The sequence below is a fragment of the Streptomyces sp. NPDC019443 genome (assembly GCF_044389785.1).
Classification (GTDB): Bacteria; Actinomycetota; Actinomycetes; order Streptomycetales; family Streptomycetaceae; genus Streptomyces.
In genome coordinates this window covers 118,751-142,465 of the sequence record NZ_JBIRYJ010000012.1, presented here as the reverse complement: position 1 = coordinate 142,465, position 23,715 = coordinate 118,751, and the positions used below count along the sequence as shown (strand labels likewise).

Annotated in this window: 22 protein-coding genes and 1 riboswitch; of the genes, 7 read left to right on the top strand and 15 right to left on the bottom strand. The window is 71.0% G+C overall.

The window, feature by feature from the left end; all coding sequences use genetic code 11:
• Positions 1-22: 22 nt before the first annotated feature.
• The gene (locus ACH492_RS30060; protein ID WP_398991028.1) at positions 23-481 is read left to right on the top strand and encodes a DUF3093 domain-containing protein; all 459 of its coding nucleotides are present in this window, start codon (positions 23-25) and stop codon (positions 479-481) included.
• A gap of 12 nt (positions 482-493) precedes the next feature.
• On the opposite strand, the gene ACH492_RS30055 is transcribed toward ACH492_RS30060, so the two are convergent.
• From ACH492_RS30055 to ACH492_RS30040, 4 genes are all read right to left on the bottom strand, one after another.
• On the bottom strand, positions 494-1,411 hold the full coding sequence (locus tag ACH492_RS30055; RefSeq protein ID WP_398991026.1) for a hypothetical protein: 918 nt from the start codon (positions 1,409-1,411) through the stop codon (positions 494-496).
• A gap of 13 nt (positions 1,412-1,424) precedes the next feature.
• Positions 1,425-1,721 carry a DUF4193 domain-containing protein gene (locus ACH492_RS30050; RefSeq protein ID WP_142213239.1) on the bottom strand — a complete coding sequence of 99 codons (297 nt, stop codon included), beginning with the start codon at positions 1,719-1,721 and terminating at the stop codon, positions 1,425-1,427.
• A 393-nt stretch (positions 1,722-2,114) separates the two neighbouring features.
• A complete protein-coding gene (locus ACH492_RS30045; protein ID WP_398991024.1) occupies positions 2,115-3,350 on the bottom strand; it encodes a sensor histidine kinase in 1,236 nt (411 codons plus the stop codon).
• A 3-nt stretch (positions 3,351-3,353) separates the two neighbouring features.
• On the bottom strand, positions 3,354-4,007 hold the full coding sequence (locus tag ACH492_RS30040) for a response regulator transcription factor (protein ID WP_142213241.1): 654 nt from the start codon (positions 4,005-4,007) through the stop codon (positions 3,354-3,356).
• A 316-nt stretch (positions 4,008-4,323) separates the two neighbouring features.
• Between ACH492_RS30040 and ACH492_RS30035 the strand changes: the two genes are divergently transcribed.
• Positions 4,324-4,491, top strand: a complete 168-nt coding sequence (locus tag ACH492_RS30035; protein ID WP_186356888.1) for a hypothetical protein — start codon at positions 4,324-4,326, stop codon at positions 4,489-4,491.
• A 131-nt stretch (positions 4,492-4,622) separates the two neighbouring features.
• Here ACH492_RS30035 and ACH492_RS30030 read toward each other — a convergent pair whose 3' ends face one another.
• A complete protein-coding gene (locus tag ACH492_RS30030) occupies positions 4,623-5,423 on the bottom strand; it encodes an inositol monophosphatase family protein (protein ID WP_398991022.1) in 801 nt (266 codons plus the stop codon).
• Positions 5,424-5,432: 9 nt separating this feature from the next.
• Complete coding sequence (locus ACH492_RS30025; RefSeq protein ID WP_398991020.1) at positions 5,433-6,560, bottom strand: ferrochelatase; 1,128 nt, start codon at positions 6,558-6,560, stop codon at positions 5,433-5,435.
• 189 nt (positions 6,561-6,749) lie between these two features.
• Here ACH492_RS30025 and ACH492_RS30020 point away from each other — a divergent pair, with 189 nt between their 5' ends.
• The 3 genes from ACH492_RS30020 (at position 6,750) to sepH (ending at position 10,842) form a co-directional block, all read left to right on the top strand.
• Entirely contained in the window at positions 6,750-7,991 is a 1,242-nt protein-coding gene (locus ACH492_RS30020; RefSeq protein WP_398991018.1) for an MFS transporter, read from the top strand.
• Positions 7,951-9,270, top strand: coding sequence for a D-arabinono-1,4-lactone oxidase (locus ACH492_RS30015; protein ID WP_398991017.1), 1,320 nt, complete (start codon positions 7,951-7,953; stop codon positions 9,268-9,270). The genes ACH492_RS30020 and ACH492_RS30015 overlap by 41 nt, the downstream gene beginning before the upstream one ends.
• 525 nt (positions 9,271-9,795) lie before the next feature.
• Positions 9,796-10,842 (top strand): septation protein SepH, encoded by a 1,047-nt coding sequence (gene sepH / locus ACH492_RS30010; protein WP_398991015.1) that lies wholly within the window; start codon positions 9,796-9,798, stop codon positions 10,840-10,842.
• A gap of 74 nt (positions 10,843-10,916) precedes the next feature.
• Here sepH and ACH492_RS30005 read toward each other — a convergent pair whose 3' ends face one another.
• Positions 10,917-11,747, bottom strand: a complete 831-nt coding sequence (locus ACH492_RS30005; RefSeq protein WP_398991014.1) for a sulfurtransferase — start codon at positions 11,745-11,747, stop codon at positions 10,917-10,919.
• Positions 11,748-11,971: 224 nt separating this feature from the next.
• Between ACH492_RS30005 and ACH492_RS30000 the strand changes: the two genes are divergently transcribed.
• On the top strand, positions 11,972-12,745 hold the full coding sequence (locus ACH492_RS30000) for a VOC family protein (protein ID WP_398991012.1): 774 nt from the start codon (positions 11,972-11,974) through the stop codon (positions 12,743-12,745).
• Here ACH492_RS30000 and ACH492_RS29995 read toward each other — a convergent pair.
• The 4 genes from ACH492_RS29995 to ACH492_RS29980 are packed head-to-tail and all read right to left on the bottom strand — an operon-like array spanning position 12,717 to position 18,226.
• Complete coding sequence (locus ACH492_RS29995) at positions 12,717-13,397, bottom strand: thymidine kinase (protein ID WP_398991010.1); 681 nt, start codon at positions 13,395-13,397, stop codon at positions 12,717-12,719. The two genes, ACH492_RS30000 and ACH492_RS29995, sit on opposite strands and share 29 nt — an antisense overlap.
• 50 nt (positions 13,398-13,447) lie before the next feature.
• Positions 13,448-14,641 (bottom strand): alkaline phosphatase family protein, encoded by a 1,194-nt coding sequence (locus ACH492_RS29990; protein ID WP_398991008.1) that lies wholly within the window; start codon positions 14,639-14,641, stop codon positions 13,448-13,450.
• Positions 14,641-15,225: a DUF5998 family protein gene (locus ACH492_RS29985; protein ID WP_398991006.1), complete on the bottom strand. Its 585-nt coding sequence runs from the start codon at positions 15,223-15,225 to the stop codon at positions 14,641-14,643. Before ACH492_RS29985 ends, ACH492_RS29990 begins: the two co-directional genes overlap by 1 nt.
• Before the next feature lie 37 nt (positions 15,226-15,262).
• Positions 15,263-18,226 carry a GNAT family N-acetyltransferase gene (locus ACH492_RS29980; protein ID WP_398991005.1) on the bottom strand — a complete coding sequence of 988 codons (2,964 nt, stop codon included), beginning with the start codon at positions 18,224-18,226 and terminating at the stop codon, positions 15,263-15,265.
• Between the two features lie 161 nt (positions 18,227-18,387).
• Here ACH492_RS29980 and ACH492_RS29975 point away from each other — a divergent pair, with 161 nt between their 5' ends.
• Entirely contained in the window at positions 18,388-18,669 is a 282-nt protein-coding gene (locus tag ACH492_RS29975) for an HPr family phosphocarrier protein (protein ID WP_398991003.1), read from the top strand.
• A 147-nt stretch (positions 18,670-18,816) separates the two neighbouring features.
• Here ACH492_RS29975 and ACH492_RS29970 read toward each other — a convergent pair whose 3' ends face one another.
• The 4 genes from ACH492_RS29970 to ACH492_RS29955 form a co-directional block, all read right to left on the bottom strand.
• Positions 18,817-19,494, bottom strand: a complete 678-nt coding sequence (locus ACH492_RS29970) for a GntR family transcriptional regulator (protein WP_398991001.1) — start codon at positions 19,492-19,494, stop codon at positions 18,817-18,819.
• Positions 19,495-19,672: 178 nt separating this feature from the next.
• Positions 19,673-20,443 (bottom strand): M23 family metallopeptidase, encoded by a 771-nt coding sequence (locus tag ACH492_RS29965; protein WP_398990999.1) that lies wholly within the window; start codon positions 20,441-20,443, stop codon positions 19,673-19,675.
• Positions 20,444-20,455: 12 nt separating this feature from the next.
• Positions 20,456-20,619, bottom strand: a riboswitch (cyclic di-AMP (ydaO/yuaA leader).
• Between the two features lie 229 nt (positions 20,620-20,848).
• Positions 20,849-22,216 (bottom strand): M16 family metallopeptidase, encoded by a 1,368-nt coding sequence (locus ACH492_RS29960; RefSeq protein ID WP_398991097.1) that lies wholly within the window; start codon positions 22,214-22,216, stop codon positions 20,849-20,851.
• 17 nt (positions 22,217-22,233) lie between these two features.
• Entirely contained in the window at positions 22,234-23,598 is a 1,365-nt protein-coding gene (locus ACH492_RS29955; protein WP_398990997.1) for a M16 family metallopeptidase, read from the bottom strand.
• Between the last annotated feature and the right edge of the window lie 117 nt (positions 23,599-23,715).

Here is a 23,715-nt window from a genome sequence, read left to right as displayed (position 1 = left end):
GCACCGTGCCAAGCTTGGCTTCATGCAGCCTTCCGTCCCGCACTACGAAGAACGTCTGACCGCACCCCGTTCGTGGTGGGTCATCACCGCCCTCGTGGGCGTCGCGGGCGGCCTGCTGATGTTGCCGCTGGGGACGCTGCCGATGCTCGGCGGCCTGATCGGCGCGGCAGCGGTGGCGGCGATCGTGGTCAGTTCGTACGGCTCGGTACGCATCCGCGTGGTGGCGGACTCGCTGGTCGCGGGCGACGCCCGGATCCCGCTGACGGCGCTCGGTGACGCCGAGGTGCTGGACGCGGACGAGGCGCGCGCCTGGCGCTCGTACAAGGCGGATCCCCGGGCCTTCATGCTGCTGCGCAGCTATGTCCCGACGGCCCTGCGGATCGAGATCACTGATCCGGCCGACCCGACGCCGTACGTCTATCTCTCGACCCGGAAACCGAAGGCGCTGGCCGCCGCCCTGACGGCGGTGCGCACGGCCTGACGGCCCAAGGCGTCAGCGGCCCAGTTCGCGGGGGCCCTGACCCGTCTCCAGCGGGTCCTTGGGCTGCTCCAGCGGCGGGAGTGGCGGCAGCGCGTCCCAGGGGACCTGTTTGCTGCGCAGGTCCTTGCGGATGCGCTCTGCGAGCTTCTTGGTGTCCCTGCGGTTCAGCACGGCTCCGACGGCCGCGCCGACCATGAACGGCATCAGGTTCGGCAGATTGCGGACCATGCGCTTCGTGATCTGCTGCCGCAGCTCGCGCTTGAAACGGCCGCCGAGTGCGGCGTTCACCGAGGACGGCTTGGTCACGTCGATCCCGCGCTCCTCCGTCCAGGAGGTCAGATAGGCGGCGCTGCGCTCCGTGAGGGTGCCCGGCGCCCGAATGCCATAGACCTCGTGAAGCTCGGCGATGAGCTTGAGCTCGATCGCGGCGACGCTGATGATCTCCGCGGCCAGCTCGGCCGGCATCGCCGGCGGTACGGGCATCATCGCGGCCGCGCCGATACCCGCGCCGACCGTGGATGTGCCGTTTGCCGCGCCCGCGACCAGCTTGTCCGCAAGCTGCTCGGGAGCGAGGCCGGGGAACTGCTTGCGCAGCGTCGCGAGATCGCGCACCGGCACGCGTGGTGCGTTCTCGATGATCCGGTCGGCGATGTACGCGAGCACCGCTCTGGCGCTCTCGCCACCCTTCCGGACGCTGTGCCGTACGGCGGTCAGGCGTGGAGCCCTGCTCGGGGACCCCGCCTGACCGGCTGCTTCGAGCGAGGCCGGCAGGCCCCGCCCGTCGTCGTCTGCTGCGCCGTGGGGCAGCAAGGCGGCCGAGTGCTCGGCAGACGCCTTGGCGTCGTGTGCCGGGCCCGTACCGCCCTGATGCGCCTCCGGCGGCTTGTGACGCCGAAGGCGCCGCTTCCTGGACGGTGTATCGCCTGCCACGGCCGGCCGGACCTCAGTCGCAGTCGCGGCAGATCGGCTGACCGTTCTTCTCTCGTGCCAGCTGGCTGCGGTGGTGCACCAGGAAGCAGCTCATGCAGGTGAACTCGTCAGCCTGCCGGGGCAGCACGCGAACGGACAGTTCCTCGTTGGAAAGGTCCGCTCCGGGCAGCTCCAGGCCTTCGGCCTGCTCGAATTCGTCGACGTCGACGGACGACGTCGTCTTGTCGTTCCGGCGAGCCTTCAGTTCCTCAAGGCTGTCCGAATCGACGTCGTCGTCGGTCTTGCGTGGGGTGTCGTAGTCCGTTGCCATGTCGCTCTCCCCCTCTGGGTGTCTGCGGTGTCTCCAGCGCACGTAACGCGTGAGAGGCCGGACTTGTGCCCGACCCGAGGCGGAGATTTTGCCTCACATCAAGGTCTGTTACTCAATCGACACCCAACCGGATTCCTCAAGAGTGCTCTGGTTGGATGGCGATCGGGACCGTACACGGTCCGAATGTCGCACTTCACGGGCGCCACCCCGTGTACTTCCCGTGATCTCGGCCCCCGGAAACCCGGACTTTTCCCGGTTTTCCGGCAGATCCTTGATCACGGAGAGTGGATGGCCTGAAATTCGCCTCTGTGATCGATCACACACGGCCTTCTCGGGCACGCGTCCCGAAAATTCCGCGTAAAGCGAACGAAGCGAGGCGCGTCGCTCAGCATCTCAGACCGGGAGGGTGACGCGCATCACGAGGCCTCCGCCCTCCCGAGGCTCCGCGATAATACGGCCTCCGTGAGCCCGAGCCACCGAGCGGGCGATCGAAAGCCCCAGGCCGACGCCCTTGTCGCTGCCGGTGCGCTCCTGCCGCAGCCGCCGGAAGGGCTCGAAGATGTTGTCGATCTCGTACGCGGGAACCACCGGCCCCGTGTTCGAGACCACCAGCACCGCCTGGCCCTGCTCGGTCTCGGTGGTGACTTCCACCCAACCCCCTTCCGGGATGTTGTAGCGCACGGCGTTCTGCACCAGGTTCAGGGCGATCCGCTCCAGCAGCACGCCATTGCCCTGCACGACGGCGGGCGCGCGCCTCCCGCGGATCTCCACGCCTGTCGCCTCGGCCTCGGCGCGCGCCTGGTCGACGGCGCGCGTTGCCACCTCGGCGAGGTCCACCGGCTTGCGCTCGACGATCTGGTTGTCGCTGCGGGCGAGCAGCAACAGGCCTTCGACCAGTTGTTCGCTGCGCTCGTTGGTGGCCAGGAGGGTCTTGCCCAGCTGCTGAAGCTCCACCGGCGCCCCGGGGTCGGAGAGGTGGACCTCCAGCAGCGTGCGGTTGATCGCGAGCGGCGTACGCAACTCGTGCGAGGCGTTCGCGACGAATCGCCGCTGCGCGGTGAAGGCCCGCTCCAGGCGGTCCAGCATCTCGTCGAAGGTGTCGGCGAGCTCCTTGAGCTCGTCGTCCGGGCCGTCCAGCTCGATCCGCCGCGCGAGGTCGGAGCCGGCCACCTGACGGGCGGTGCGGGTGATCCGGCCGAGCGGGGACAGGACGCGGCCCGCCATGGCGTAGCCGAAGGCGAAGGCGATGATGCTGAGGCCGAGCAGCGCGAAGAGCGAACGGCGCAGCAGGTCGTCGAGTGCCATCTCGCGCTGGTGCTGGAGGCACCCCGCGACGGCCTCGTTGAACTGCTCGCCGGTCCCCTGCTCCGGCAGCCGGCACCACTCGGTGGTGGGCTGCACCTGTCCTGTCACGATCTTGAAGGGCAGGTCGCCGACCCTGACCTGCAGCGCCTGCGCGGTGAGCAGATAGATGATCGACAGCAGCAGGATTCCGGCGATCAGGAACATCCCGCCGTACAACAGCGTGAGCCGTATCCGGATGGTCGGGCGCAGCCAGGGCCGCACAGGCTCCCGCGGGTCCCAGGTCGGTTTCGGAGGCGCCGCCGGTGGCGCCGGGGTGGTGGCCATCGATCAGATCCGGTAGCCGGAGCCGGGCACGGTGACGATCACGGGCGGCTCGCCGAGCTTGCGGCGCAGGGTCATCACGGTCACGCGCACGACATTGGTGAACGGGTCGGTGTTCTCGTCCCATGCCTTTTCGAGCAGCTGCTCGGCCGAGACGACAGCGCCCTCGCTGCGCATCAGGACCTCCAGGACCGCGAACTCCTTGGGGGCGAGCTGGATCTCCTTGCCGTCGCGGAAGACCTCACGGCGGTTCGGGTCGAGCTTGATGCCGGCGCGCTCCAGGACGGGCGGCAGCGGCACGGTCGTACGGCGGCCCAGCGCCCGTACGCGGGCGGTGAGCTCGCTGAAGGCGAAGGGCTTGGGGAGGTAGTCGTCCGCGCCCAGTTCCAGGCCCTCGACGCGGTCGCTCACATCACCGGACGCGGTCAGCATCAGCACCCGGGTCGGCATTCCCAGCTCGACGATCTTGCGGCACACGTCGTCGCCGTGGACCAGCGGAAGGTCGCGGTCCAGGACGACCACGTCGTAGTCGTTGACCCCGATGCGCTCCAGGGCCGCCGCGCCGTCGTACACGACGTCGACGGCCATGGCCTCCCGGCGAAGTCCGGTGGCCACCGCATCGGCGAGCAGCTGCTCGTCCTCGACGACGAGTACGCGCACGTCGTGATCCTTCCTCTGGGCCCGTCACCCCGTGATCAGGGCAGGTGTGTGAGCACTGGCTGTGCGCATCCATCCTGCCCGTTACGCGCGTAAACCGGCTGTAAGGCGGATGCAGGTCCGTGACGACCGTCCGGAGCCTCGAGGAAATATCCGGATTCCCGGGGCGGTTGAGGTTTCTCTGAGGGAGGGCCTGGGGAAGACGACTGCACACCCGAGATCACGCCCTGTATGTGGCACGCCACGACCTGTTCCCGGGTTGATCAACTCCACCGTCGGCACACCCCCGTGCCACCGACCCACGACGAGGGGGCGCACCATGGACGCATTCACCGCAGGACTGCTGCAGCGCATAAAGGCCGCGGAGACAGACCTCACGCTGGCTCGCGAGACGGGTGACGACTTCCTTGCGGATGTCGAGCAGGCAGAGCTGGACGACCTGCGCCGCCTGGCCGCGGAGCACGGCGTGGAGGTCAGCGCCGCGTAGCGCCGGGCCGCACAGGTACCGGACATGAGAAGGGCCCCGACGCCGCGCGACGGCGCCGGGGCCCTTCTGTTCCGCTTGTTCCAGTTCATGCCGCTTGTTCCAGTCGCGCGGCTTGTTCCAGCCGCGCGGCCCTAGTCGTGCCAGGCGCCGAACTCCTCCAGGAGCCCCTGCAGCGGCTCGAAGACGCCCGGGCTCGCCGCCACCGTCAGATCGTACGAAGGTGCCTGCCCGGGACGGCCGCCGGTCAGAGCGCCCGCCTCGCGGGCGATCAGGTCGCCGGCCGCCAGGTCCCAGGGGTGCAGGCCGCGCTCGTAGAAGCCGTCCAGGCGGCCCGCGGCGACGTCGCAGAGGTCCACGGCCGCGGAGCCGCTGCGGCGGATGTCGCGCAGGCGCGGGATCAGCCGCTGGGCGACGTCCGCCTGGTGGGTGCGTACGGCCGCGACGTAGTTGAAGCCGGTGGAGACCAGGGCCTGGTCCAGCGGGGGCGCAGGGCGGCACCGGAGAGGCTTGTCGTCGGCGTACGCGCCGCCGCCGAGCACCGCCCGGTAGGTCTCGCGGCGCATCGGGGCCGCTACGACCCCCAGGACCGTCTCGCCGTCGCGCTCGGCGGCGATGGAGACCGCCCAGGTGGGCAGGCCGTACAGGTAGTTGACGGTGCCGTCGAGCGGGTCGATGACCCAGCGGACGCCGCTGGTGCCGGCCGTGGAGGCGCCCTCCTCGCCGAGGAAGCCGTCGTCGGGACGGTGCTCGGCCAGGAAGCCGGTGATCAGCTTCTCGGCTGCGATGTCCATCTCGGTGACGACGTCGATGGGGCTGGACTTGGTGGCGGCGACGCCCAGGTCGGCGGGGCGGCCGTCGCGCAGCAGCTCCCCCGCCCGGCGGGCGGCCTCCAGGGCGAGGTCCAGCAGTTCGGGCAGGAGAGGATCGGTCACGGGGCTTCCTTACGCGTAAGGGCTGTCGGCGCCGGCGGCCGCGGGCTTCGGCGCCCGGGCCGGGCAGCAGCCGACCGGACAGAGTTCGTACGAGGGGCCGAGCGCCCCCAGCGCGCAGCGCTCGGCGGGCAGGCCCCGCTCCGTCGCGGCACGCTCCAGGACGAGGTCGCGCACCGCGGCGGCGAACCGCGGGTCGGCGCCGACCGTCGCCGAACGCCGAACGGGCAGCCCCAGCTCGGCAGCCTTCGCGGTGGCCTCGGTGTCGAGGTCGTACAGGACCTCCATGTGGTCGGAGACGAAGCCGATGGGCACCATCACCACCGCGGGCGCGCCGGAGCCGCGCAGCTCCTCCAGGTGGTCGCAGATGTCCGGCTCCAGCCACGGGATGTGCGGGGCCCCGCTGCGCGACTGGTAGACGAGCTGCCAGGGGTGCTCGACGCCTGTCTGCTCGCGCACGGCGTCGGCGATCAGCCGGGCGACATCGAGGTGCTGGCGTACATACGCACCGCCCTCGCCGTGCCCGTCGACCGGGCCCGAGGCGTCGGCCGCGGACGTCGGGATGGAGTGCGTGGTGAACGCGAGATGGGCCCCCGCGCGCACCTCCTCGGGAAGGTCCGCCAGCGACTTGAGGACGCCTTCGATCATGGGGCGTACGAAACCGGGGTGGTTGAAGTAGTGCCGCAGCTTGTCCACGCGCGGCAGCTCGAGTCCTTCCGCCTCCAGGGTGGCCAGCGCGTCCGCGAGGTTCTCGCGGTACTGGCGGCAGCCCGAGTAGGAGGCGTACGCGCTGGTGGCGAGGACGGCGATGCGCCGGTGGCCGTCCTGGACCATCTCGCGCAGGGTGTCGGTCAGATACGGCGCCCAGTTCCGGTTGCCCCAGTGCACCGGCAGGCCAAGGCCGTGCTCGGCGAAGTCCTTGCGCAGGGCGTCCAGCAGGGCGCGGTTCTGATCGTTGATCGGGCTGACCCCGCCGAACAGGAAGTAGTGCTGCCCCACCTCCTTGAGCCGTTCCGTGGGGATGCCGCGGCCGCGGGTGACGTTCTCCAGGAACGGGACGACGTCGTCCGGGCCTTCGGGACCGCCGAAGGAGAGCAGCAGCAGGGCGTCGTAAGGGGCTGGGTCACGCTGATCCGACATGGGACCGATCCTGCCACCAGCCTCTGACGGTGAGAAAACCGCCGTGCGCGGAGCAGTGGTACCGGCGTAATCTGCCAATGCCTCTCATACGCCTTACGCTGGCGAAGCCACCCAGGCACAGCGAACCAACAACGCCCCTCGGCCCACGCCCACCACGGGCCCCGGTGAGGCGCCTTACCGGAGCACTCCTTGCCCAGTCCGTACCGCGCCATATTCGCCGCCCCAGGCAGCAAGGGGTTCTCCGCCGCAGGCTTCTTCGGCCGGATGCCGCTGTCCATGTTGGGCATCGGCATCGTGACCATGATTTCCCAGCTCACGGGGCGCTACGGCCTCGCGGGCGCGCTCGCGGCGACGCTCGCGATGTCGGCCGCGGTGCTCGGCCCGCAGATCTCCCGGCTGGTCGACCGGCACGGCCAGGCCAAGGTGGTGCGCCCGGCCACCCTCGCCTCGGTGGCGGCCGTCGCGGGCCTGCTGGTCTGCGCCCAGCAAGACGCCCCGGACTGGACGCTGTTCGTCTTCTCCGCGGCCGCGGGCTGTGTGCCGAGCGTGGGCTCGATGACCCGCGCCCGGTGGGCCGAGATCTACCGGGGTTCGCCGCGCGAGTTGCACACCGCGTACTCGTGGGAGTCGATCGTCGACGAGGTGTGCTTCATCTTCGGCCCGATCATCTCCATCGGGCTCTCCACCGCCTGGTTCCCCGAGGCGGGCCCGCTGCTCGCCGCCGCGTTCCTGGTCGTCGGCGTCTTCTGGCTGACCGCGCAGCGCGCCACCGAGCCCGTGCCGCATCCGCGCGAGCACCACACCGGCGGCTCCGCACTGCGCTCCCCCGGACTGCAGGTGCTGGTGGCCACCTTCGTGGCGACGGGCGCGATCTTCGGCGCGGTCGACGTCGTCACGGTGGCCTTCGCGGAGGAGCAGGGGCACAAGGCCGCGGCGAGCCTGGTCCTCGCGGTGTACGCGCTCGGCTCCTGCCTCGCCGGAGCGGTCTTCGGACTGCTCCACCTCAAGGGCTCGGCCTCCCGAAGGTGGCTGGTGGGAGTGTGTGCGATGGCCGTGAGTATGATCCCCCTCCAACTGGCCGGGAACCTTCCCTTCCTGGCCGTGGCGCTCTTTGTCGCGGGACTGTCCGTCGCACCCACGATGGTGACCACGATGGCCCTGATCGAAGCGCACGTACCGCGCACCAACCTGACCGAGGGCATGACCTGGACCAGTACCGGGCTCGCGGTCGGAGTGGCGCTCGGCTCCTCGGCCGCCGGCTGGGTGGTCGACGCGTCGGGAGCGGACGCGGGGTACGTGGTGCCCGCCGTTGCGGGAGCGCTCGCGGCCGCGGTGGCGTTCCTGGGGTACCGCCGGCTGGGCAGGCCGGTGCCGACGCGGGAGGGGCAGCGTGAGCGGGAGTACGAAGACGGGGCGCAGCACGTGGCGTAACTGGGCGGGGAATGTCACCGCCCGTCCGGTACGGGAGGTCTCACCCGCCTCCGCCGAGGAACTCGCCGACGCCGTACGGAAGGCGGCCGAGGACGGCTTCAAGGTGAAGGCCGTCGGCACGGGCCACTCCTTCACCGCCGCCGCGGCCACCGACGGGGTGCTGATCCGGCCCGAACTGCTGGCCGGGATCCGGGACATCGACCGTACGGCCATGACCGTCACCGTCGAGGCGGGCACTACGCTCAAGCGACTGAACGCGGCCCTCGCCCGTGAGGGGCTCTCGCTCACGAACATGGGCGACATCATGGATCAGACGGTGGCGGGCGCGACCTCCACCGGCACGCACGGCACTGGCCGCGAATCGGCCTCGATCGCCGCCCAGATCAGGGCACTTGAGCTGGTCACGGCGGACGGCTCGGTGCTGACCTGCTCCGAGAAGAAGAATCCGGACGTCTTCGCGGCGGCCCGGATCGGGCTCGGCGCGCTCGGCGTCGTCAGCGCGATCACCTTCGCCGTGGAGCCGGTCTTTCTGCTGACGGCCCGCGAGGAGCCGATGGCCTTCGACAAGGTCACCGCCGAATTCGACGCGCTCTTCGCCGAGAACGAGCACTTCGAGTTCTACTGGTTCCCGCACACCGGCAATTGCAACACCAAGCGCAACAACCGCAGCGCGGGCCCAGCCGCCCCGCCCGGACAGATCAGCGGCTGGATCGAGGACGAGCTGCTGTCCAACGGCCTCTTCCAGGTGGTCAATTCGCTCGGCCGCGCGGTCCCCGCGACCATCCCGACGATCGCCAGAATCTCCAGCCGCGCCCTCACCGCCCGTACGTACACGGACATCCCCTACAAGGTCTTCACATCTCCGCGCCGGGTGCGGTTCGTGGAGATGGAGTACGCGCTTCCGCGGGAGGCGGCGGTCGGCGCGCTGCGCGAGGTGAAGGCGATGATCGCACGCTCGCCGCTGCGCGTCAGCTTCCCGGTGGAGGTACGGACGGCCCCGGCCGACGACATCGCGCTCTCGACGGCCTCGGGCCGGGAGAGCGCGTACATAGCCGTGCACCTCTACAAGGGCACGCCGTACCGGTCGTACTTCACCGCGGTGGAACGGATCATGACCGCGCACGGCGGTCGGCCGCACTGGGGCAAGGTGCACACGCGAGATGCGGAGTACTTCGCGGAGGTGTATCCGCGGTTCGGTGAATTCACGGCGCTGCGCGACCGGCTGGACCCGGAGCGGCTGTTCGGCAACGACTATCTGCGGCGAGTTCTGGGCGACTGAGGACAGAGGGCGGCCTCGTCGGCGGGCGCCTGCTTGTCCATCCGCCCAACCATGCCCATCTGTGCAACCGTGCATCATGTAGGGGCAGTTGAGCGAAGTGAATAGTTCCCTTTGGGAAGGTTCTGTGAATCAGGGCACCTGGTCACCCATGTCCCAGACGCCCAACTCCCGCGCTCGAGCAGAAGTTCGGCGGCGCGGCGGTCCACCCCCGTGGCCCGAATGGAGTACTGTGGCGAGCCCTGGGCCCGGCCTCCCTCTCGGGTGTCCGGACCCCAGGTAGGGGGCCGAAAGCGGCGCTCGATCCGGCGGCGCCGCGGCACCGCATGGGTACTGGATGCATAGAGTGACCGACCTGTTACTCAGAGTGGCAAATAGGTAACCGTGCCATAACGGCGATCCAGGGCCTGTGCCCGACACGCCGGGCAACTCGGCAAGGTTGTGGCAGGCTGCACCCGGGCAGGCCACACTCGACTAGCGGAAGCAGCGACGCACGTGACGTCGGCAGGCACCACCCGGGAGGTCCCCATGCCCGAACTGCGTGTCGTGGCCGTCTCCAACGACGGCACACGACTGGTGCTCAAGGCTGCGGACAGCACGGAGTACACGCTTCCGATTGACGAGCGGCTGCGCGCTGCCGTGCGCAATGACCGCGCCCGCCTCGGCCAGATCGAGATCGAGGTGGAGAGCCATCTCCGCCCTCGCGACATCCAGGCACGTATACGCGCCGGAGCCTCCGCCGAGGAGGTCGCGCAGCTCGCCGGCATTCCGGTCGACCGGGTGCGGCGCTTCGAGGGCCCCGTGCTCGCGGAGCGTGCGTTCATGGCGGAGCGGGCGCGCAAGACTCCCGTACGCCGTCCCGGCGAGAACACCGGGCCGCAGCTCGGTGAGGCGGTGCAGGAGCGGCTGACGCTGCGCGGCGCCGAGAAGGACACCGTGCAGTGGGACTCCTGGCGCCGGGACGACGGCACTTGGGAGGTCCTGCTTGTCTACCGGGTGGCGGGCGAGCCGCACTCGGCGAGCTGGACGTACGACCCGCCCCGGCGGCTCGTCCAGGCCGTCGACGACGAGGCTCGCGCGCTGATCGGCGAGACGGACGACACGATCGCGTCGCAGGAGCCGAGCTTTCCGTTCGTACCGCGCATCGCACGGCTGCCGCGGGACCGTCCGCTGGACCGCGCGCTCGACCGCCAGATGGAGCGCCCGCCCGTGCCTTCGGCCGAGCCGGAGGAGAGCGGCGGGGAGCGGGACTCCCTGACGAGCCTGCTGGAGGCGGTGCCGAGCTTCCGGGGCGACATGGTCGTGCCCGAGCGGCCCGCACCGCCGGAGCCTCCTGCGACGGAGCCCGTCCAGGAGCCCGAGGCGGAGGAGCCGGTCGCTCCGGCGGCCTCGGCGGGCGCGGGCTCGGCGTACGCGGACGTGCTCATGCCGCGCTCGGTGGCGGGCCACCGCGACCGCCTGACAGGTACGACGGACAGGCAGGCGGAGGCGGACGGCGTCCGCCCGGGCCGCCGCGCGGCGGTGCCGAGCTGGGACGAGATCGTGTTCGGCACACGCCGCAAGAAGCAGGACTAGGGCGCGCCGGCCTCGACCGACTGCGCAGGGGCCCGGCACCACGACGGTGCCGGGCCCCCTGGCATGCCCGGGCGTCAGCCCGGCTGGGGGCCCGTCGCCACCGGGCGGGATTCGTCCCTGGACCACTGCGACCAGGAGCCCGCGTACAGCGCCGGAGTGAAGCCCGCGATGGCCAGAGCCAGTGCCTCGTGCGCGCCAGAGACGCCGGAGCCGCAGTAGACGCCCACCTCGGGCGTGGTCTCGGAGGCTCCCAGCTTGGCGAAGCGGGCCGCGAGTTCCCCGGGCGGGAGGAAGTGGCCTTCCTGGTCGACGTTTTGCGTCGTCGGGGCCGAGATCGCGCCCGGGATGTGTCCGCCGACCCGGTCGATCGGCTCGACGTCGCCCCGGTAGCGCTCCGCCGCGCGTGCGTCGAGGAGGATGCCCGAGCGGGCCAGGGCAGCCGCCGCGTCGGCGTCCAGGAGCGGGAGCGCGCCCGGTGCGGGGGTGAAGGTGCCCTCGGCGGGGGTGGGGGTCTCGGTCTCCAGCCGTCCCGTCCACGCGGCGAGTCCCCCGTCCAGGACTCGTACGTCCGTGTGGCCCGTCCAGCGCAAGAGCCACCAGGCGCGGGCCGCCGCCCAGCCCTGGCCGCCGTCGTACGCAACAACCGGCGAACCGGCCGAAACGCCCGCCCTGCGCATCACCGCGCCGAAGGTCTCAGGATCCGGCAGCGGGTGGCGGCCGCCGTCGCCGGGCGGGCCGGCCAGCTCCGCGTCCAGGTCGACGAAGACCGCGCCGGGGATGTGACCGGCCTCGTAGTCCGGCCGCCCGTGCGGCCCGCCCAGCTGCCAGCGGATGTCCAGGAGCACCGGAGGGCGGGCTCCGGCAAGCTCGCTCGCGAGATCGGTCGCGGAAACGATGGGGTTCATGTGTCCATCCTTGCGCAGCGGCCGGGCAGAGAGTAGCGCCTCCGAAACGGATGGTTATTGCCAAAACGGGCATCCTCCATCGGGAACCGGCCAAAAGCGGCGCGGCCGGGGCGCACCGGACGCCGGGGGGTGCGAGCATCTGCACGGGGCGCACACCGTTCCGCACAACGGCGCGTATCTGGTCCCCCGCACGACCACCACGATGGTCCGAGGAGAGAGTGACGATGACCGAGGCGACTCGGCACACACCCGGCGCGCCCTGCTGGGTGAGCTTGATGGTGCACAGCCTTGACGCGACCCAGACCTTCTATGCAGAGCTGTTCGGCTGGGAGTTCGCACCCGGCCCGCAGCAGCTCGGGCCGTACGTCCGCGCGCTGCTGGACGGCAAGGAGGTCGCGGGCATCGGCCGGCTCCCGGCCGACCGGCATCTCGGGGTCGCCTGGACGCCGTACCTGGCGACCGACGACGCGGACGCGACCGTCGAAAAGATCAGGAGCTACGGCGGCACGGTCGGCGTCGGCCCCCTGGATGCCGGGGACGCGGGCCGGCTGGCCATCGTGACCGACCCGGCGGGCGCGGTCTTCGGCATCTGGCAGCGGGCCGCCCTCAGCGGCACCGCCGTGTACGGCACGCACGGCACACCGGTCTGGGAAGAGCTGCTGACCACGGAGACCGCTTCGGTCAGCAAGTTCTACCAGGCGGTCTTCGGCTATGAGTTGGAGCGGGCTGTCTCGGCCGACTTCGACTATGTGACGCTTCATCTGGATGGGCGGCAGGTCGCCGCCCTGCACGGCGTGGGCCATGCCCTGCCGCGCGACCGGGGCACGCACTGGATGACGTACTTCGAGGTCGAGGACACCGACGAGGCCGCACGCCGCGTGATGGAGCTCGGCGGGCATGTGCTGCAGGCACCGAGGGACGATACCGGCGGGCGGACCGCGACCGTCGCGGACCCGGAGGGCGCCGTCTTCACGGTCGTACGGACGGCCGGTCGCTGACGTCGGCGACCTCGACCGGCAGGACGTCCGGGGAGAGCGCGGCGGCGCGGGCGGTGGCGGCGGTCATCCGCCGCCGGTGGTGGCGCCGGCACAGCACCTCGTAACCGATCTCGTCCGGCGACTGGTTGACGTCGCCGACGACGACCTGGGCGCCTTCGACGACCATCACCCCGCCGGCGGTACGGGCGTTGTGCGTGGCCCGCGCGCCGCACCAGCACAGCGCCTCGACCTGCAGCACCTCGACCCGGTCGGCGAGTTCGACGAGCCGCTGCGAGCCGGGGAAGAGCTTGGAGCGGAAGTCGGTGGTGATGCCGAAGGCGAAGACATCCAGGTCGAGGTCGTCGACAACGCGCGCGAGCTGGTCGATCTGCTCGGGCGCGAGGAACTGCGCCTCGTCGGCGATGACGTAGTCGCAGCGTCCGCCCTTGGAGAGATGGGCGATGAGATATCCGTAGAAGTCGAAGCCCTCCGCGGCCTCGACCGCGTCGGTGACCAGGCCGAGCCGGGAGGAGAGCTTGCCCTCACCCGCGCGGTCGTCGCGCGTGAAGATCATCCCCTGGAGGCCGCGCGCGGACCGGTTGTGCTCGATCTGAAGAGCGAGGGTGCTCTTTCCGCAGTCCATCGTTCCGGAGAAGAACACCAGCTCGGGCATGGGGAGTTGAGGACCTTTCGGGTCTGCGTGAGAGGAGCGTCCACGGGCGCTTATGAGCGTACTTCGAAGAGCGGGACGAGCTGCTCGATGGGGGTCATCGAGCCGTGCATCCCCACCATCATCGACTCGTGCGGCTCATTGACGGATGCGGTGATCACCACGTCGTCGTGGGCGGCGGCGACGACATCGCCGATCCGCCCGAACACCCGCTCATCGACCCGCGCGCCGAACCAGCCGGCGGCGATCGCCTCGTCCCGGCTCGCCACCCAGAACTGCTCGCCGAGCACCTCGCGCCAGACCGCGAGCACATCGGACTCGGCGCCGGGGACGGCGTAGACATGGCGGGCCCGGCCCTCGCCGCCCAGCAGGGCGACTCCCGCGCGCAGCTCCCAGTCTTCGTCGAAGTCGATGCGCGACTGCTCGTCGAAGGGAATGTCGATCATGCCGTGGTCGGCAGTGACATACAGGGCCGCGCGGGGCGGGAGCTGCTCGGCGAGACGCTGCACCAGCCGGTCGACGTACATGAGCTGGCCGCGCCAGGCGTCGGAGTCGACTCCGAAGCGGTGGCCCTTGCCGTCCACGTCGCTGTAGTACGTGTAGACCAATGACCGGTCTGCCGCGGCCAGTTGGTCAGCCGCGAGGTCCATTCGCTCCTCCCCGGAGAGCCGGCCGAGGAAGCTGCCGCCGCTGAGCGCGATCTTGGTGAGCGGGGTGTGCTCGAAGGTCGGCGACGTCACCTGCGCGGTGTGCACGCCTGCCGCGTCGGCCAGCTGGAAGACGGTGGGGTACGGCTGCCAGGCCCTTGGATTGGTGTACGGCTTCCAGCGCAGCTGGTTCATCAGCTCGCCGGTCTCCGGGTTGCGCGCGGTGTAGCCGGGCAGACCGTGCGCACCGGGCGGCAGGCCGGTGCCGACGGAGGCCAGCGAAGTGGCGGTGGTGGCGGGGAAGCCGGCGGTTATCGGCCGTCCCGTGCCGCCGCGCGAAGTGGCGAGCAGCGAGGTGAGGTACGGGGCCTCCTCCGGGTGGGCCTTGATCTGCTCCCAGCCGAGGCCGTCGATCAGGAACACGCAGTTCCGGTCGGCGGGGGTGAGCTCGGGGATGGACTGGGTCAGGCCCGGCACCCCCTGGCCCGCGGCGAGCGTCGGCAGCAGATCGGCGAGCGATCCGGTGCCGTAATCGGGGACGGGCGCGGTGTCGAGAGCGAGGGGAACGGGTTCCTCCGGCCAGGCTGCGGGCTGAGCCATCAGCGCGTGGCTGCCGTAGCTTCGGAGAGTGCCTGGGCGAAGGCAAGCGTCTGGCGGACGGCGTCCGGACCGTCCCCGGCCTCGCTGACGCGCAGGCTCAGGTCGTCGGCGGTGGAGTTGCCGGTGTAGCCGTGGTCCGCCTCGCAGTTGGGGTCGCCGCAGGCGGCGGGCTCCAGGTCGAGGCGGGATACGGCGCCCCAGCCGATGGTGAGGACGACCTCGCGGGGCAGGGTGCCGGGGGTGTACGACTCGGGGTTGGCGACGACGCGGCTGACCACGACGGACGAGATCCGGCCGAGCTTGACCGATTCGGTGGAGGTGGTGGCGTACGGCGTAGGGGAGGACGAGTCGGCGGCCTGCTCGTCGGTGTGGCTGACGATGAAGCGGTTGACTGTCAGGACGAGGACGGTGACATGGCGGCGCACTTCGTTCGCGTCGAAGGTGGTCTCCTGGTGCACCAGGTACGACGCGATCTGCTCACCACCGACAGCGGCCTCCACCGCCTCGGCCACGAGGGCCGGGTAGTAGCCGCTGCGCTCGATCGCCGCGCGCAGCCCCTGGGTCGTCGTACCGGTCTTCGCCATGCGGTCCATCCTACGGGGCCGCGGGGCGGGTGAGCGCTCAGTAGCTGGGGAGTCGCCGGGGGCCGAGGTCGGTGCGGGCGGGGGGTGGCGCGAGGCGGACGGACGCGCCGAGCACGGAGAGGCCGCGCTGGGCGACGACGACCGGTTCGAGGCTGACCGCGACCACTTCCGGGTGGTCGTCGACCAGCCGTGACACCCGTAGCAGCAGCTCTTCGAGTGCCGGGGTGTCGACGGGCGCGGAGCCGCGCCAGCCGAAGAGAAGGGGCGCGGTCCGGATGGTCCTGATCAGCTCGGCCGCGTCGCGGTCGGTGGCGGGGACGAGCCGGTGGGCGGTGTCACCGAGCAGCTCGGAGGGGGCACCGGCGAGCCCGAAGGAGAGCACGGCGCCGACGGCGGGATCGATGGCGGCGCGCACGACGGTGTCGACACCGCGGGGGGCCATGGCCTGCACGACGGGCTGCAGCTCCTCGGGCTTGCCGAGGACCTCGGTCAACTCGTGGTATGCCTGCCGCAGTTGGACCTCGTCGGCGAGATCGAGCCGTACGCCGCCGAGGTCGGCGCGGTGGCGGAGGTGCGGGGCGGTGGTCTTGAGGGCGACGGGATAGCCGAGGCGGGCGGCTGCCCGCGCGGCGTCGTCGGGGCCTGGGGCGGGGAGGGTCGGCCGTACGGAGATGCCGTACCGGGAAAGGAGCTCGTGGGCGGCGGCGGGGGCGAGGGTGATGCCGCGGGGGTCGGCGTGCTCGCCGAGCAGCGCGTCGATCTGGGCGGCGGCGCCGGGCTCGTCGATGTCCTCGTACTGGGGGACCTTGCCGAGCTCGGCGGCGCCCCGGCGCCACTGGGCGTACTTCACCGCCTCGGAGAGCGCGCGGACGGCGCGCTCGGCGGCGGGATAGGCGGGGATGCGGTAGTCGTGCGGGGCGGTCGTGGGGGCCGGGGCCCCGTAGCGCGCGGCGGCGGACACGGGGGACGCGCTCTGCCCCGGGGGACGGCGGGGGGTGGTTGCGGGCCGCGCGGCAGCTTCCGGTGCCTTGTGGCCGGCGCCAGGGTCCGGGTCGTCGGTCGCCGGGGCCGTGCCCGTGCGGGTGCTCGTGGCCGCTGCCGGGGGCGTGCTCGTGGCCACTGCCGGGGCCGTGTTCGTACGCGTGCTCGTGGCCGCTGCCAGCGCCTCGGCCAGGCCGCCCATTTCCACGTGGACCACGGCCACCGGCTTTGCCGGAGACGTCGCCGCCGCGTCGCGCAGGGCCGCCGCCAGGACCTCGCCGTCACCCGATTCCGTGACGCCGTTCTCGCCCACCCACGGGATCGCGGTAACCACGACGGCGTCGCACGCATCGCCGGTCAGCGCTTCGGCGAGCGCCGCCCGGAAGTCCGCCGGAGTGGCCGTCGTCGTGAGGTCGCGCGGCGGCAGCGGGCGCAGGCCCTCCGCGAGACAGGCGTCGTAGGTGAGGAGGCCGAGGGACTCGGAGTTGCCGAGGATCGCCACCCGCGGCCCGGCCGGCAGCGGCTGGCCCGCCAGCAGCAGGCCCGCGTCGACGAGTTCGGTGACCGTGTCGACGCGGATCACGCCCGCCTGGCGCAGCAGGGCCCCGACCGTGGCGTCCGGGATCCGGGTCACCGGCACCGCGTGCCCGGGCGGCTCGCTGCCGCTGTGGCGGGCGCCCTTGACCACGACGACCGGCTTCACCGCCGCCGTACGCCGCGCGAGGCGGGTGAACTTGCGCGGGTTGCCGATCGATTCGAGGTACAGCAGGACGACATCGGTGTCCGGGTCCTCGTACCAGTACTGCAGAAAGTCATTGCCGGACACGTCCGCGCGGTTGCCCGACGAGATGAAGGAGGACAGGCCCGCGCCGCGCCGGTGGAGGCCCGACAGCAGGGCGATACCGATCGCGCCGGACTGGGTGAACAGGCCGATACGGCCCGGCGCCGGCGACTGAGGCGCGAGGGAGGCGTTGAGGCGGACGGCGTCCGATGTGCTGATGATGCCGAAGGAGTTCGGGCCGATGATGCGCATGCCGTACGAGCGGGCCTGCCGCACCAGTTCGCGCTGCCGCTCCCGCCCGGCCGCGCCGCTCTCGGCGTATCCGGCGGTGAGGACGACCAGACCCTGGACGCCGTGCTCGCCGCAGTCGGCGACCGCTTCCGGTACCCGTTCGGCGGGAACCGCCACGACCGCGAGATCGACCGGCTCCCCGATCTCGCCGACCGAGCGGAAGGCGGGTACGCCGTCCACCTCTCGCTGCCCCTCGGGAAAGGCGCGGTTCACCGCGTACGTACGCCCGGTGTACCCGCCATCGAGGAGGTTGCGCAGCACGGTTCGGCCCACACCGCCCGGCGCACGGCCGGTGCCGATGACGGCGACCGATCCGGGCGCGAGGAGGCGCTGCACGGAGCGGGCCTCCGCGCGCTGCTCGCGGCCGCGCTGCACGGCGAGGGACTCGGCGGTCGGCTCCAGGTCGAGGGTCAGATGGACGGAGCCATCCTCGAAGCTGCGCTTCTGGGTGTAGCCGGCATCCCGGAACACCTTGATCATCTTGTTGTTGGCCGGCAGCACCTCGGCGGCGAAGCGCCGGATCCCGCGCTCGCGGGCGACCGCCGCGATGTGTTCGAGCAGCGTGGACGCGACCCCGCGCCCCTGGTGGGCGTCCTGCACGAGGAAGGCGACCTCGGCCTCGTCGGCAGGGGCACTCGCGGGGCGGCCCTGCGCGTTGATCCGGTCGTAGCGGACAGTCGCGATGAATTCGCCGCCGACCGTGACCGCGAGACCCACCCGGTCCACGTAGTCGTGGTGGGTGAAGCGGTGGACGTCCTTGGCGGAGAGCCGTGGATAGGGCGCGAAGAAGCGGTAGTACTTCGACTCGTCCGAGACCTGTTCGTAGAAGCTGACCAGTCGCTCGGCGTCCTCGGTGGTGATGGGCCTGATGCGTGCGGTGCCGCCGTCGCGCAGCACCACGTCTGCTTCCCAGTGATCGGGGTAGGCGTGGTCCGGCTCGGTCTGCATGCCGAAAGCGTAAGGCTCACCCACCAGTAGCGGCGGCCGTTGGCCGCGGGCAGTCTGGGGAGATCCGATCGGCGGCCGCCCCCGGCCCAAGGCCGGTACGAGCACGCCGCAACGCATGAGAGACTGGTCTAGACAACCGCTAAGACTTGAAGGGCAACACCATGGCTGAGCGCCGCGTCAATGTCGGCTGGGCCGAGGGCCTTCACGCCCGCCCCGCTTCCATCTTCGTCCGTGCCGCCACGGCCGCCGGCGTCCCGGTGACGATCGCCAAGGCTGACGGCAACCCGGTCAATGCCGCCTCCATGCTCGCGGTGCTCGGCCTGGGCGCTCAGGGCGGCGAGGAGATCGTGCTCGCTTCCGAGGCGGACGGCGCCGACGCCGCCCTGGACCGTCTGGCCAAGCTGGTTGCCGAGGGGCTCGAAGAGCTTCCCGAGACCGTCTGAACCTGCCAGTCGAATTGCTCAACGACGGAGCCGCGGCATCCCGAATTCGGGAGACCGCGGCTCCGCTTTTTGCGGTCCGGGCACCATGAATTCGGGCAGCATAAAATCCGCCCCACGAATATCTTCTCTTTGTATACGGTGCGGCTGTTAATTACGGGCGCTCGCGGTGTTTACGGCATGTTGCGAAGTCCTCACCCGCTCGGGACCGCGCAGCCGGTGCGCGGCCGTGGCCCGCTCGGCATGCAGGGCGGTCAGCGCCCGCGCCCGTTCCACATCGCCGCGCGCCACGGCGTCCACGATCGCGCCGTGCTCGGCCCAGGACTCGATGGGCTTGGCGGGCTGGTCGACGGCGTACATCCAGGTGATCTTGTGCCGCAGCTGGGTGAGCAGGGCGGTCAGACCGGGGCTGCCGGAGGCCTGGGCGAGCGTCTCGTGGAACCAGCCGCCCAGCGAGCGCAGATCCTCGCCCTGGCCACGGCGGGCCCGCTCCTGCCCCAGCCTGACCAGACCACGCAGGACTTTGAGGTGCGCTTCCGTACGGCGCTTGGCGGCCCGGGCAGCGCCCAGCGGCTCCAGCAGCATCCGGACCTCCAGCAGGTCGGCCGCCTCCTGCTCGGTGGGCTCGGCGACGCAGGCGCCGGCGTGCCGGCGAGTGGTGACGAAACCCTCGGACTCCAGCGTGCGCAGGGCCTCGCGCACGGGGACCCGGGAGACGCCGTAGCGGCGCGCCAGCTGCTCCTCGGTGAGCCGGCTGCCGCGCTCGAATACACCGGAGACGATGTCGTCGCGGATCGCCGTGCATACCGAGTGCGCGGGAATGCGCATGACCGAACCTCCGCTTTAATCCGCGCGAAACGCAGCCGATTGACGCCTGTTCGGTGACTCTATTGCAGTGGGCCGGATTTTCCGATGGCACCTGGAAATTCATGGATATCTTTTGGCCAGAGGACCGAACACCGAAGGCCCCGGCGGCGGCCGGGGCCTTCGTCCACTCGGGTGTCGCTCAGACGCCGACGCCGTGCGCGCGCAGGTACGCGACCGGGTTGATGTCGGAGCCGTACTCCGGGCTGGTGCGGGCTTCGAAGTGGAGGTGTGGCCCGGTGGTGTTGCCGGTCGCGCCTGAGAGGCCGATCCGCTGGCCAGGGGTGACGCTCTGACCCACTGAGACGCTGATCGACGAGAGATGGCCGTATTGCGTGTACGAGCCGTCGTTCATCTTGATCACGACGTTGTTGCCGTACGCGCCGCCCCAGCCGGCCTCGACGACGGTGCCGGAGCCGACCGCGTGCACGGTGGTGCCGGACGCCGCATGGAAGTCGATGCCTGTGTGGCTGCCGGAGGACCAGACGGCGCCGCCGGTCTTGTAGCCGGTGGAGACGTACGAGCCGGAGATCGGCGAGACGAAGGAGTTGAGGCGCTTGCGCTCGGCCTCACGGGCGGCGCGCTCCTTGGCCTCGCGGGCAGCCTTGGCGCGGGCCTCGGCCTTGCGCTTGGCCTCAGCCTCGGCCTTCGCCTTGGCGGCGGCCTCTGCGGCCTCCTGCTTCTGGGCGGCGGCCTGGTCGGCGATCTGGTCGGCGAGCGAGTCGGCGGCCACGATCTGGGTCAGGCCGGTGTCCTCGACCGCGGTGGCACCGGGCTCGGCGGCGAGCGCCGGGGAAGCGAGGGTTCCGATGACGCCGGTGGTGGCAAGGGCCGCGACGCCCGCCATGCTCGCGCTCTTGCGCGTCAGACGGCTCGGGGCACGGTGCTTCCCGGTGGCACGGGTGAACGCCATGTAGTGGCTGATCCTTTCCTTCCTTCTCGCCTACCGGGTTAGCTGACGGGTTCGGAGCAGGAAGGTCTCCTACGGGCCCCTCCGCACGGTGCGAAGGCGTCCGATTCACCCCAGGGACTGATTGGGTCCCCGGCTCCCCAGGCTCGCGCCTGACGGGGACTCGGCGATGACTGTCCGATGCCGCGGGTGCGGCGGGCAACTGGCGGACAGCCGGACCGACGCTAGGCGGGGCATCTTTCATTCACCAAACAGACAGGCCCTTTTGTAGTGCATGCCACAGGGCAGACAGGCAGCCTCTCCAACAAACCGGGCATAAGACAGAACCCCGGCGTCGCTTTGGAGGCCGGGGTTCCGCTTGTCTGTTTTAAGTTGTTTGCCAGGTATGACGGATCGTCTTGCGGTCAATCAGCCCGTGACAACGGTCACTTCACCGATGCCCAGTGCCCTGACCGGCTCCTCGATCTGCGAGGCGTCGCCGACGAGCACCGTGACAAGCCGGTCCACCGGGAAGGCGTTGACGGCCGCGGCCGTCGCCTCCACGGTGCCGGTCTCGGCCAGCCGTACATACAACTGCGCCTGGTAGTCGTCCGGGAGGGACTGCTCGACCTGATCGGCGAGCGTGCCCGCGACGGACGCCGCCGTCTCGAACTTCAGCGGGGCGACGCCCACCAGGTTCTGCACGGCGACATCCCGCTCGGCGTCGGTGAGCCCCTCGGCCGCGAGCGTGCGCAGCACCTTCCAGAGGTCCTCCAGCGCCGGTCCGGTGTTGGGGGTGTCCACCGAGCCGCTGACGGCGAGCATCGCGGCGCCCGAACCGTCGGGGGCGGACCGCAGGACCTGGCCGAAGGCCCGCACGCCGTAGGTGTAGCCCTTTTCCTCGCGCAGTACGCGGTCCAGGCGGGAGGTGAGGGTGCCGCCCAGGCAGTACGCGCCGAGCACCTGCGCGGGCCAGACGCGGTCGTGGCGGTCCGCCCCGATGCGGCCGATCAGCAGCTGCGTCTGCACGGCGCCCGGCCGGTCCACGACGACCACGCGGCCCGTGTCGTCGGCCGTGATCGGCGGTACGGGACGGGGCGTGGCGCTGTCGCCCTTCCAGGTGCCGAGGGTGTCGGCCAGCACGGCGTCCAGGTCGACCCCGGTGAGGTCGCCGACGATCACCGCGGTGGCCGTGGCGGGCCGCACATGCGCCTCATAGAAGCCCCGCACGGCCGCGGAGTCGATCCGGGCCACCGTCTCCTCCGTGCCCTGACGGGGGCGCGACATGCGCAGGGAGGCCGGAAAGAGCTGCTTGGAAAGCTCCTTGGCGGCACGGCGGCCCGGATTGGCCGTCTCGTGCGGGATCTCGTCGAGACGGTTGCGTACGAGCCGCTCCACCTCGCTGTCGGCGAAGGCGGGTGCGCGCAGCGCGTCGGCGAGCAGGCCGAGCGCCTTGGGCAGCCGGGAGACCGGGACCTCCAGGGAGACGCGGACGCCGGGGTGGTCGGCGTGCGAGTCGAGTGTCGCTCCGCAGCGCTCCAGCTCGGCCGCGAAATCCTCCGCGGAGTGCTTGTCGGTGCCCTCCGACAGGGCGCGCGCCATGATCGTGGCGACGCCGTCGAGGCCCTCCGGCTCGGCGTCCAGCGGCGCGTCGAGGCAGATCTCGACAGCCACCACCTGCTGGCCGGGACGGTGGCAGCGCAGCACCGTGAGCCCGTTGTCCAGCGTGCCGCGCTCGGGGGCGGGGAACGCCCAGGGCCGGGCCTCTCCGGCGGCCGGCTGCGGGTGGAACTGCATGGTCACGGCAGCGTCGCTCACTGGTCGGTCCCCTCGTGCTCGTCGGTCTCGTCGCTGTCGTCGCCCTCGCCGTCGTCGGCCGAGATGGGCTCGTAGACCAGCACTGCCCTGTTGTCGGGGCGCAGCCTGGCCTTGGCGACCGCCTGCACCTCCTCGGCGGTGACGTCCAGCACCCGCTGCACGGCGGTCAGCGCGAGCTGCGGGTCACCGAACAGCACTGCGTACCGGCACAGTTCGTCGGCGCGGCCCGCGACTGTACCGAGCCGGTCCAGCCACTCGCGCTCCAACTGGGCCTGCGCGCGCTCCATCTCCTCGGGCGTGGGGCCCTCCGCGGCGAACCGCGCGAGCTCCTCGTCGACCGCGGCCTCGATCTGCGGGACCTCCACGCCGCCGGACGTCTTCACGTCCATCCAGCCGAGCGAGGGCGCGCCGACCAGCCGCAGCAGACCGAAGCCGGCCGCTACAGCCGTCTGGTCACGGCGCACCAGACGGTTGTGCAGCCGGGACGACTCGCCGCCGCCGAGGACGGTCAGCGCCAGATCGGCGGCGTCGCACTCGCGCGTGCCGTCGTGCGGCAGCCGGTAGGCGGCCATCAGCGCACGGGCCGGGACCTCCTCGACAACCTCCTCGCGCAGCTGCTCACCGATGATCTCCGGCAGCGATCCGTCACGGGGTGGCTGCTTTCCGTCATGGGCCGGGATGGAGCCGAAGTACTTCTCGATCCAGGCGAGCGTCTGCTCCGGGTCGATGTCGCCGACGACCGACAGCACGGCGTTGTTCGGCGCGTAGTACGTACGGAAGAAGGTGCGGGCGTCCTCGAGGGTCGCCGCGTCCAGGTCGGCCATCGAGCCGATCGGCGTGTGGTGGAACGGGTGGCCTTCGGGGTAGGCGAGGGCGGTCATCTTCTCGAAAGCCGTGCCGTACGGAACGTTGTCGTACCGCTGGCGGCGCTCGTTCTTGACGACGTCGCGCTGGTTCTCCATCGACTCGTCGTCGAGCGCGGCGAGCAGCGAGCCCATCCGGTCGGCTTCCAGCCAGAGCGCCAGTTCCAGCTGGTGTGTGGGCATCGTCTCGAAGTAGTTGGTGCGCTCGAAGCTGGTGGTGCCGTTCAGCGAGCCACCGGCGCCCTGGACCAGCTCGAAGTGGCCGTTCCCCTTCACCTGGCCCGAGCCCTGGAACATCAGGTGCTCGAAGAGGTGGGCGAGGCCGGTAAGGCCCTTGACCTCGTGGCGTGAGCCGACGTCGTACCAGAGGCAGACAGCGGCGACCGGGGTCAGGTGGTCCTCGGAGAGCACCACGCGCAGGCCGTTGGCCAGCCGGTGCTCAGTCGCTGTCAGGCCGCCGGAACCGGCCTGCGCTGTGGCCGTGTGACCCATGGGCATGTACGTCCCTTCGATCGCGATATGGAGAAGTCCTGCCACTGTATGCAAGCGCGCTGACACCTGGCGAAGTTCCCGGGTCGCGGTCGGCGTTGTCAGTGGGACGGTCCACAATGGTCG

Coding starts and splice junctions, on each gene's coding strand:
- ACH492_RS29995 (WP_398991010.1), bottom strand. CDS start 13,397: ATGCCCGAGCTGGTGTTCTTCTCCGGAACGATGGACTGCGGAAAGAGC.
- sepH (WP_398991015.1), top strand. CDS start 9,796: ATGCCCGAACTGCGTGTCGTGGCCGTCTCCAACGACGGCACACGACTG.
- ACH492_RS30050 (WP_142213239.1), bottom strand. CDS start 1,721: ATGGCAACGGACTACGACACCCCACGCAAGACCGACGACGACGTCGAT.
- ACH492_RS29980 (WP_398991005.1), bottom strand. CDS start 18,226: ATGCAGACCGAGCCGGACCACGCCTACCCCGATCACTGGGAAGCAGAC.
- ACH492_RS29975 (WP_398991003.1), top strand. CDS start 18,388: ATGGCTGAGCGCCGCGTCAATGTCGGCTGGGCCGAGGGCCTTCACGCC.
- ACH492_RS30060 (WP_398991028.1), top strand. CDS start 23: ATGCAGCCTTCCGTCCCGCACTACGAAGAACGTCTGACCGCACCCCGT.
- ACH492_RS30025 (WP_398991020.1), bottom strand. CDS start 6,560: ATGTCGGATCAGCGTGACCCAGCCCCTTACGACGCCCTGCTGCTGCTC.
- ACH492_RS30045 (WP_398991024.1), bottom strand. CDS start 3,350: ATGGCCACCACCCCGGCGCCACCGGCGGCGCCTCCGAAACCGACCTGG.
- ACH492_RS29985 (WP_398991006.1), bottom strand. CDS start 15,225: ATGGCGAAGACCGGTACGACGACCCAGGGGCTGCGCGCGGCGATCGAG.
- ACH492_RS29990 (WP_398991008.1), bottom strand. CDS start 14,641: ATGGCTCAGCCCGCAGCCTGGCCGGAGGAACCCGTTCCCCTCGCTCTC.
- ACH492_RS29970 (WP_398991001.1), bottom strand. CDS start 19,494: ATGCGCATTCCCGCGCACTCGGTATGCACGGCGATCCGCGACGACATC.
- ACH492_RS29960 (WP_398991097.1), bottom strand. CDS start 22,216: ATGCAGTTCCACCCGCAGCCGGCCGCCGGAGAGGCCCGGCCCTGGGCG.
- ACH492_RS29965 (WP_398990999.1), bottom strand. CDS start 20,443: ATGGCGTTCACCCGTGCCACCGGGAAGCACCGTGCCCCGAGCCGTCTG.
- ACH492_RS29955 (WP_398990997.1), bottom strand. CDS start 23,598: ATGCCCATGGGTCACACGGCCACAGCGCAGGCCGGTTCCGGCGGCCTG.
- ACH492_RS30035 (WP_186356888.1), top strand. CDS start 4,324: ATGGACGCATTCACCGCAGGACTGCTGCAGCGCATAAAGGCCGCGGAG.
- ACH492_RS30005 (WP_398991014.1), bottom strand. CDS start 11,747: ATGAACCCCATCGTTTCCGCGACCGATCTCGCGAGCGAGCTTGCCGGA.
- ACH492_RS30000 (WP_398991012.1), top strand. CDS start 11,972: ATGACCGAGGCGACTCGGCACACACCCGGCGCGCCCTGCTGGGTGAGC.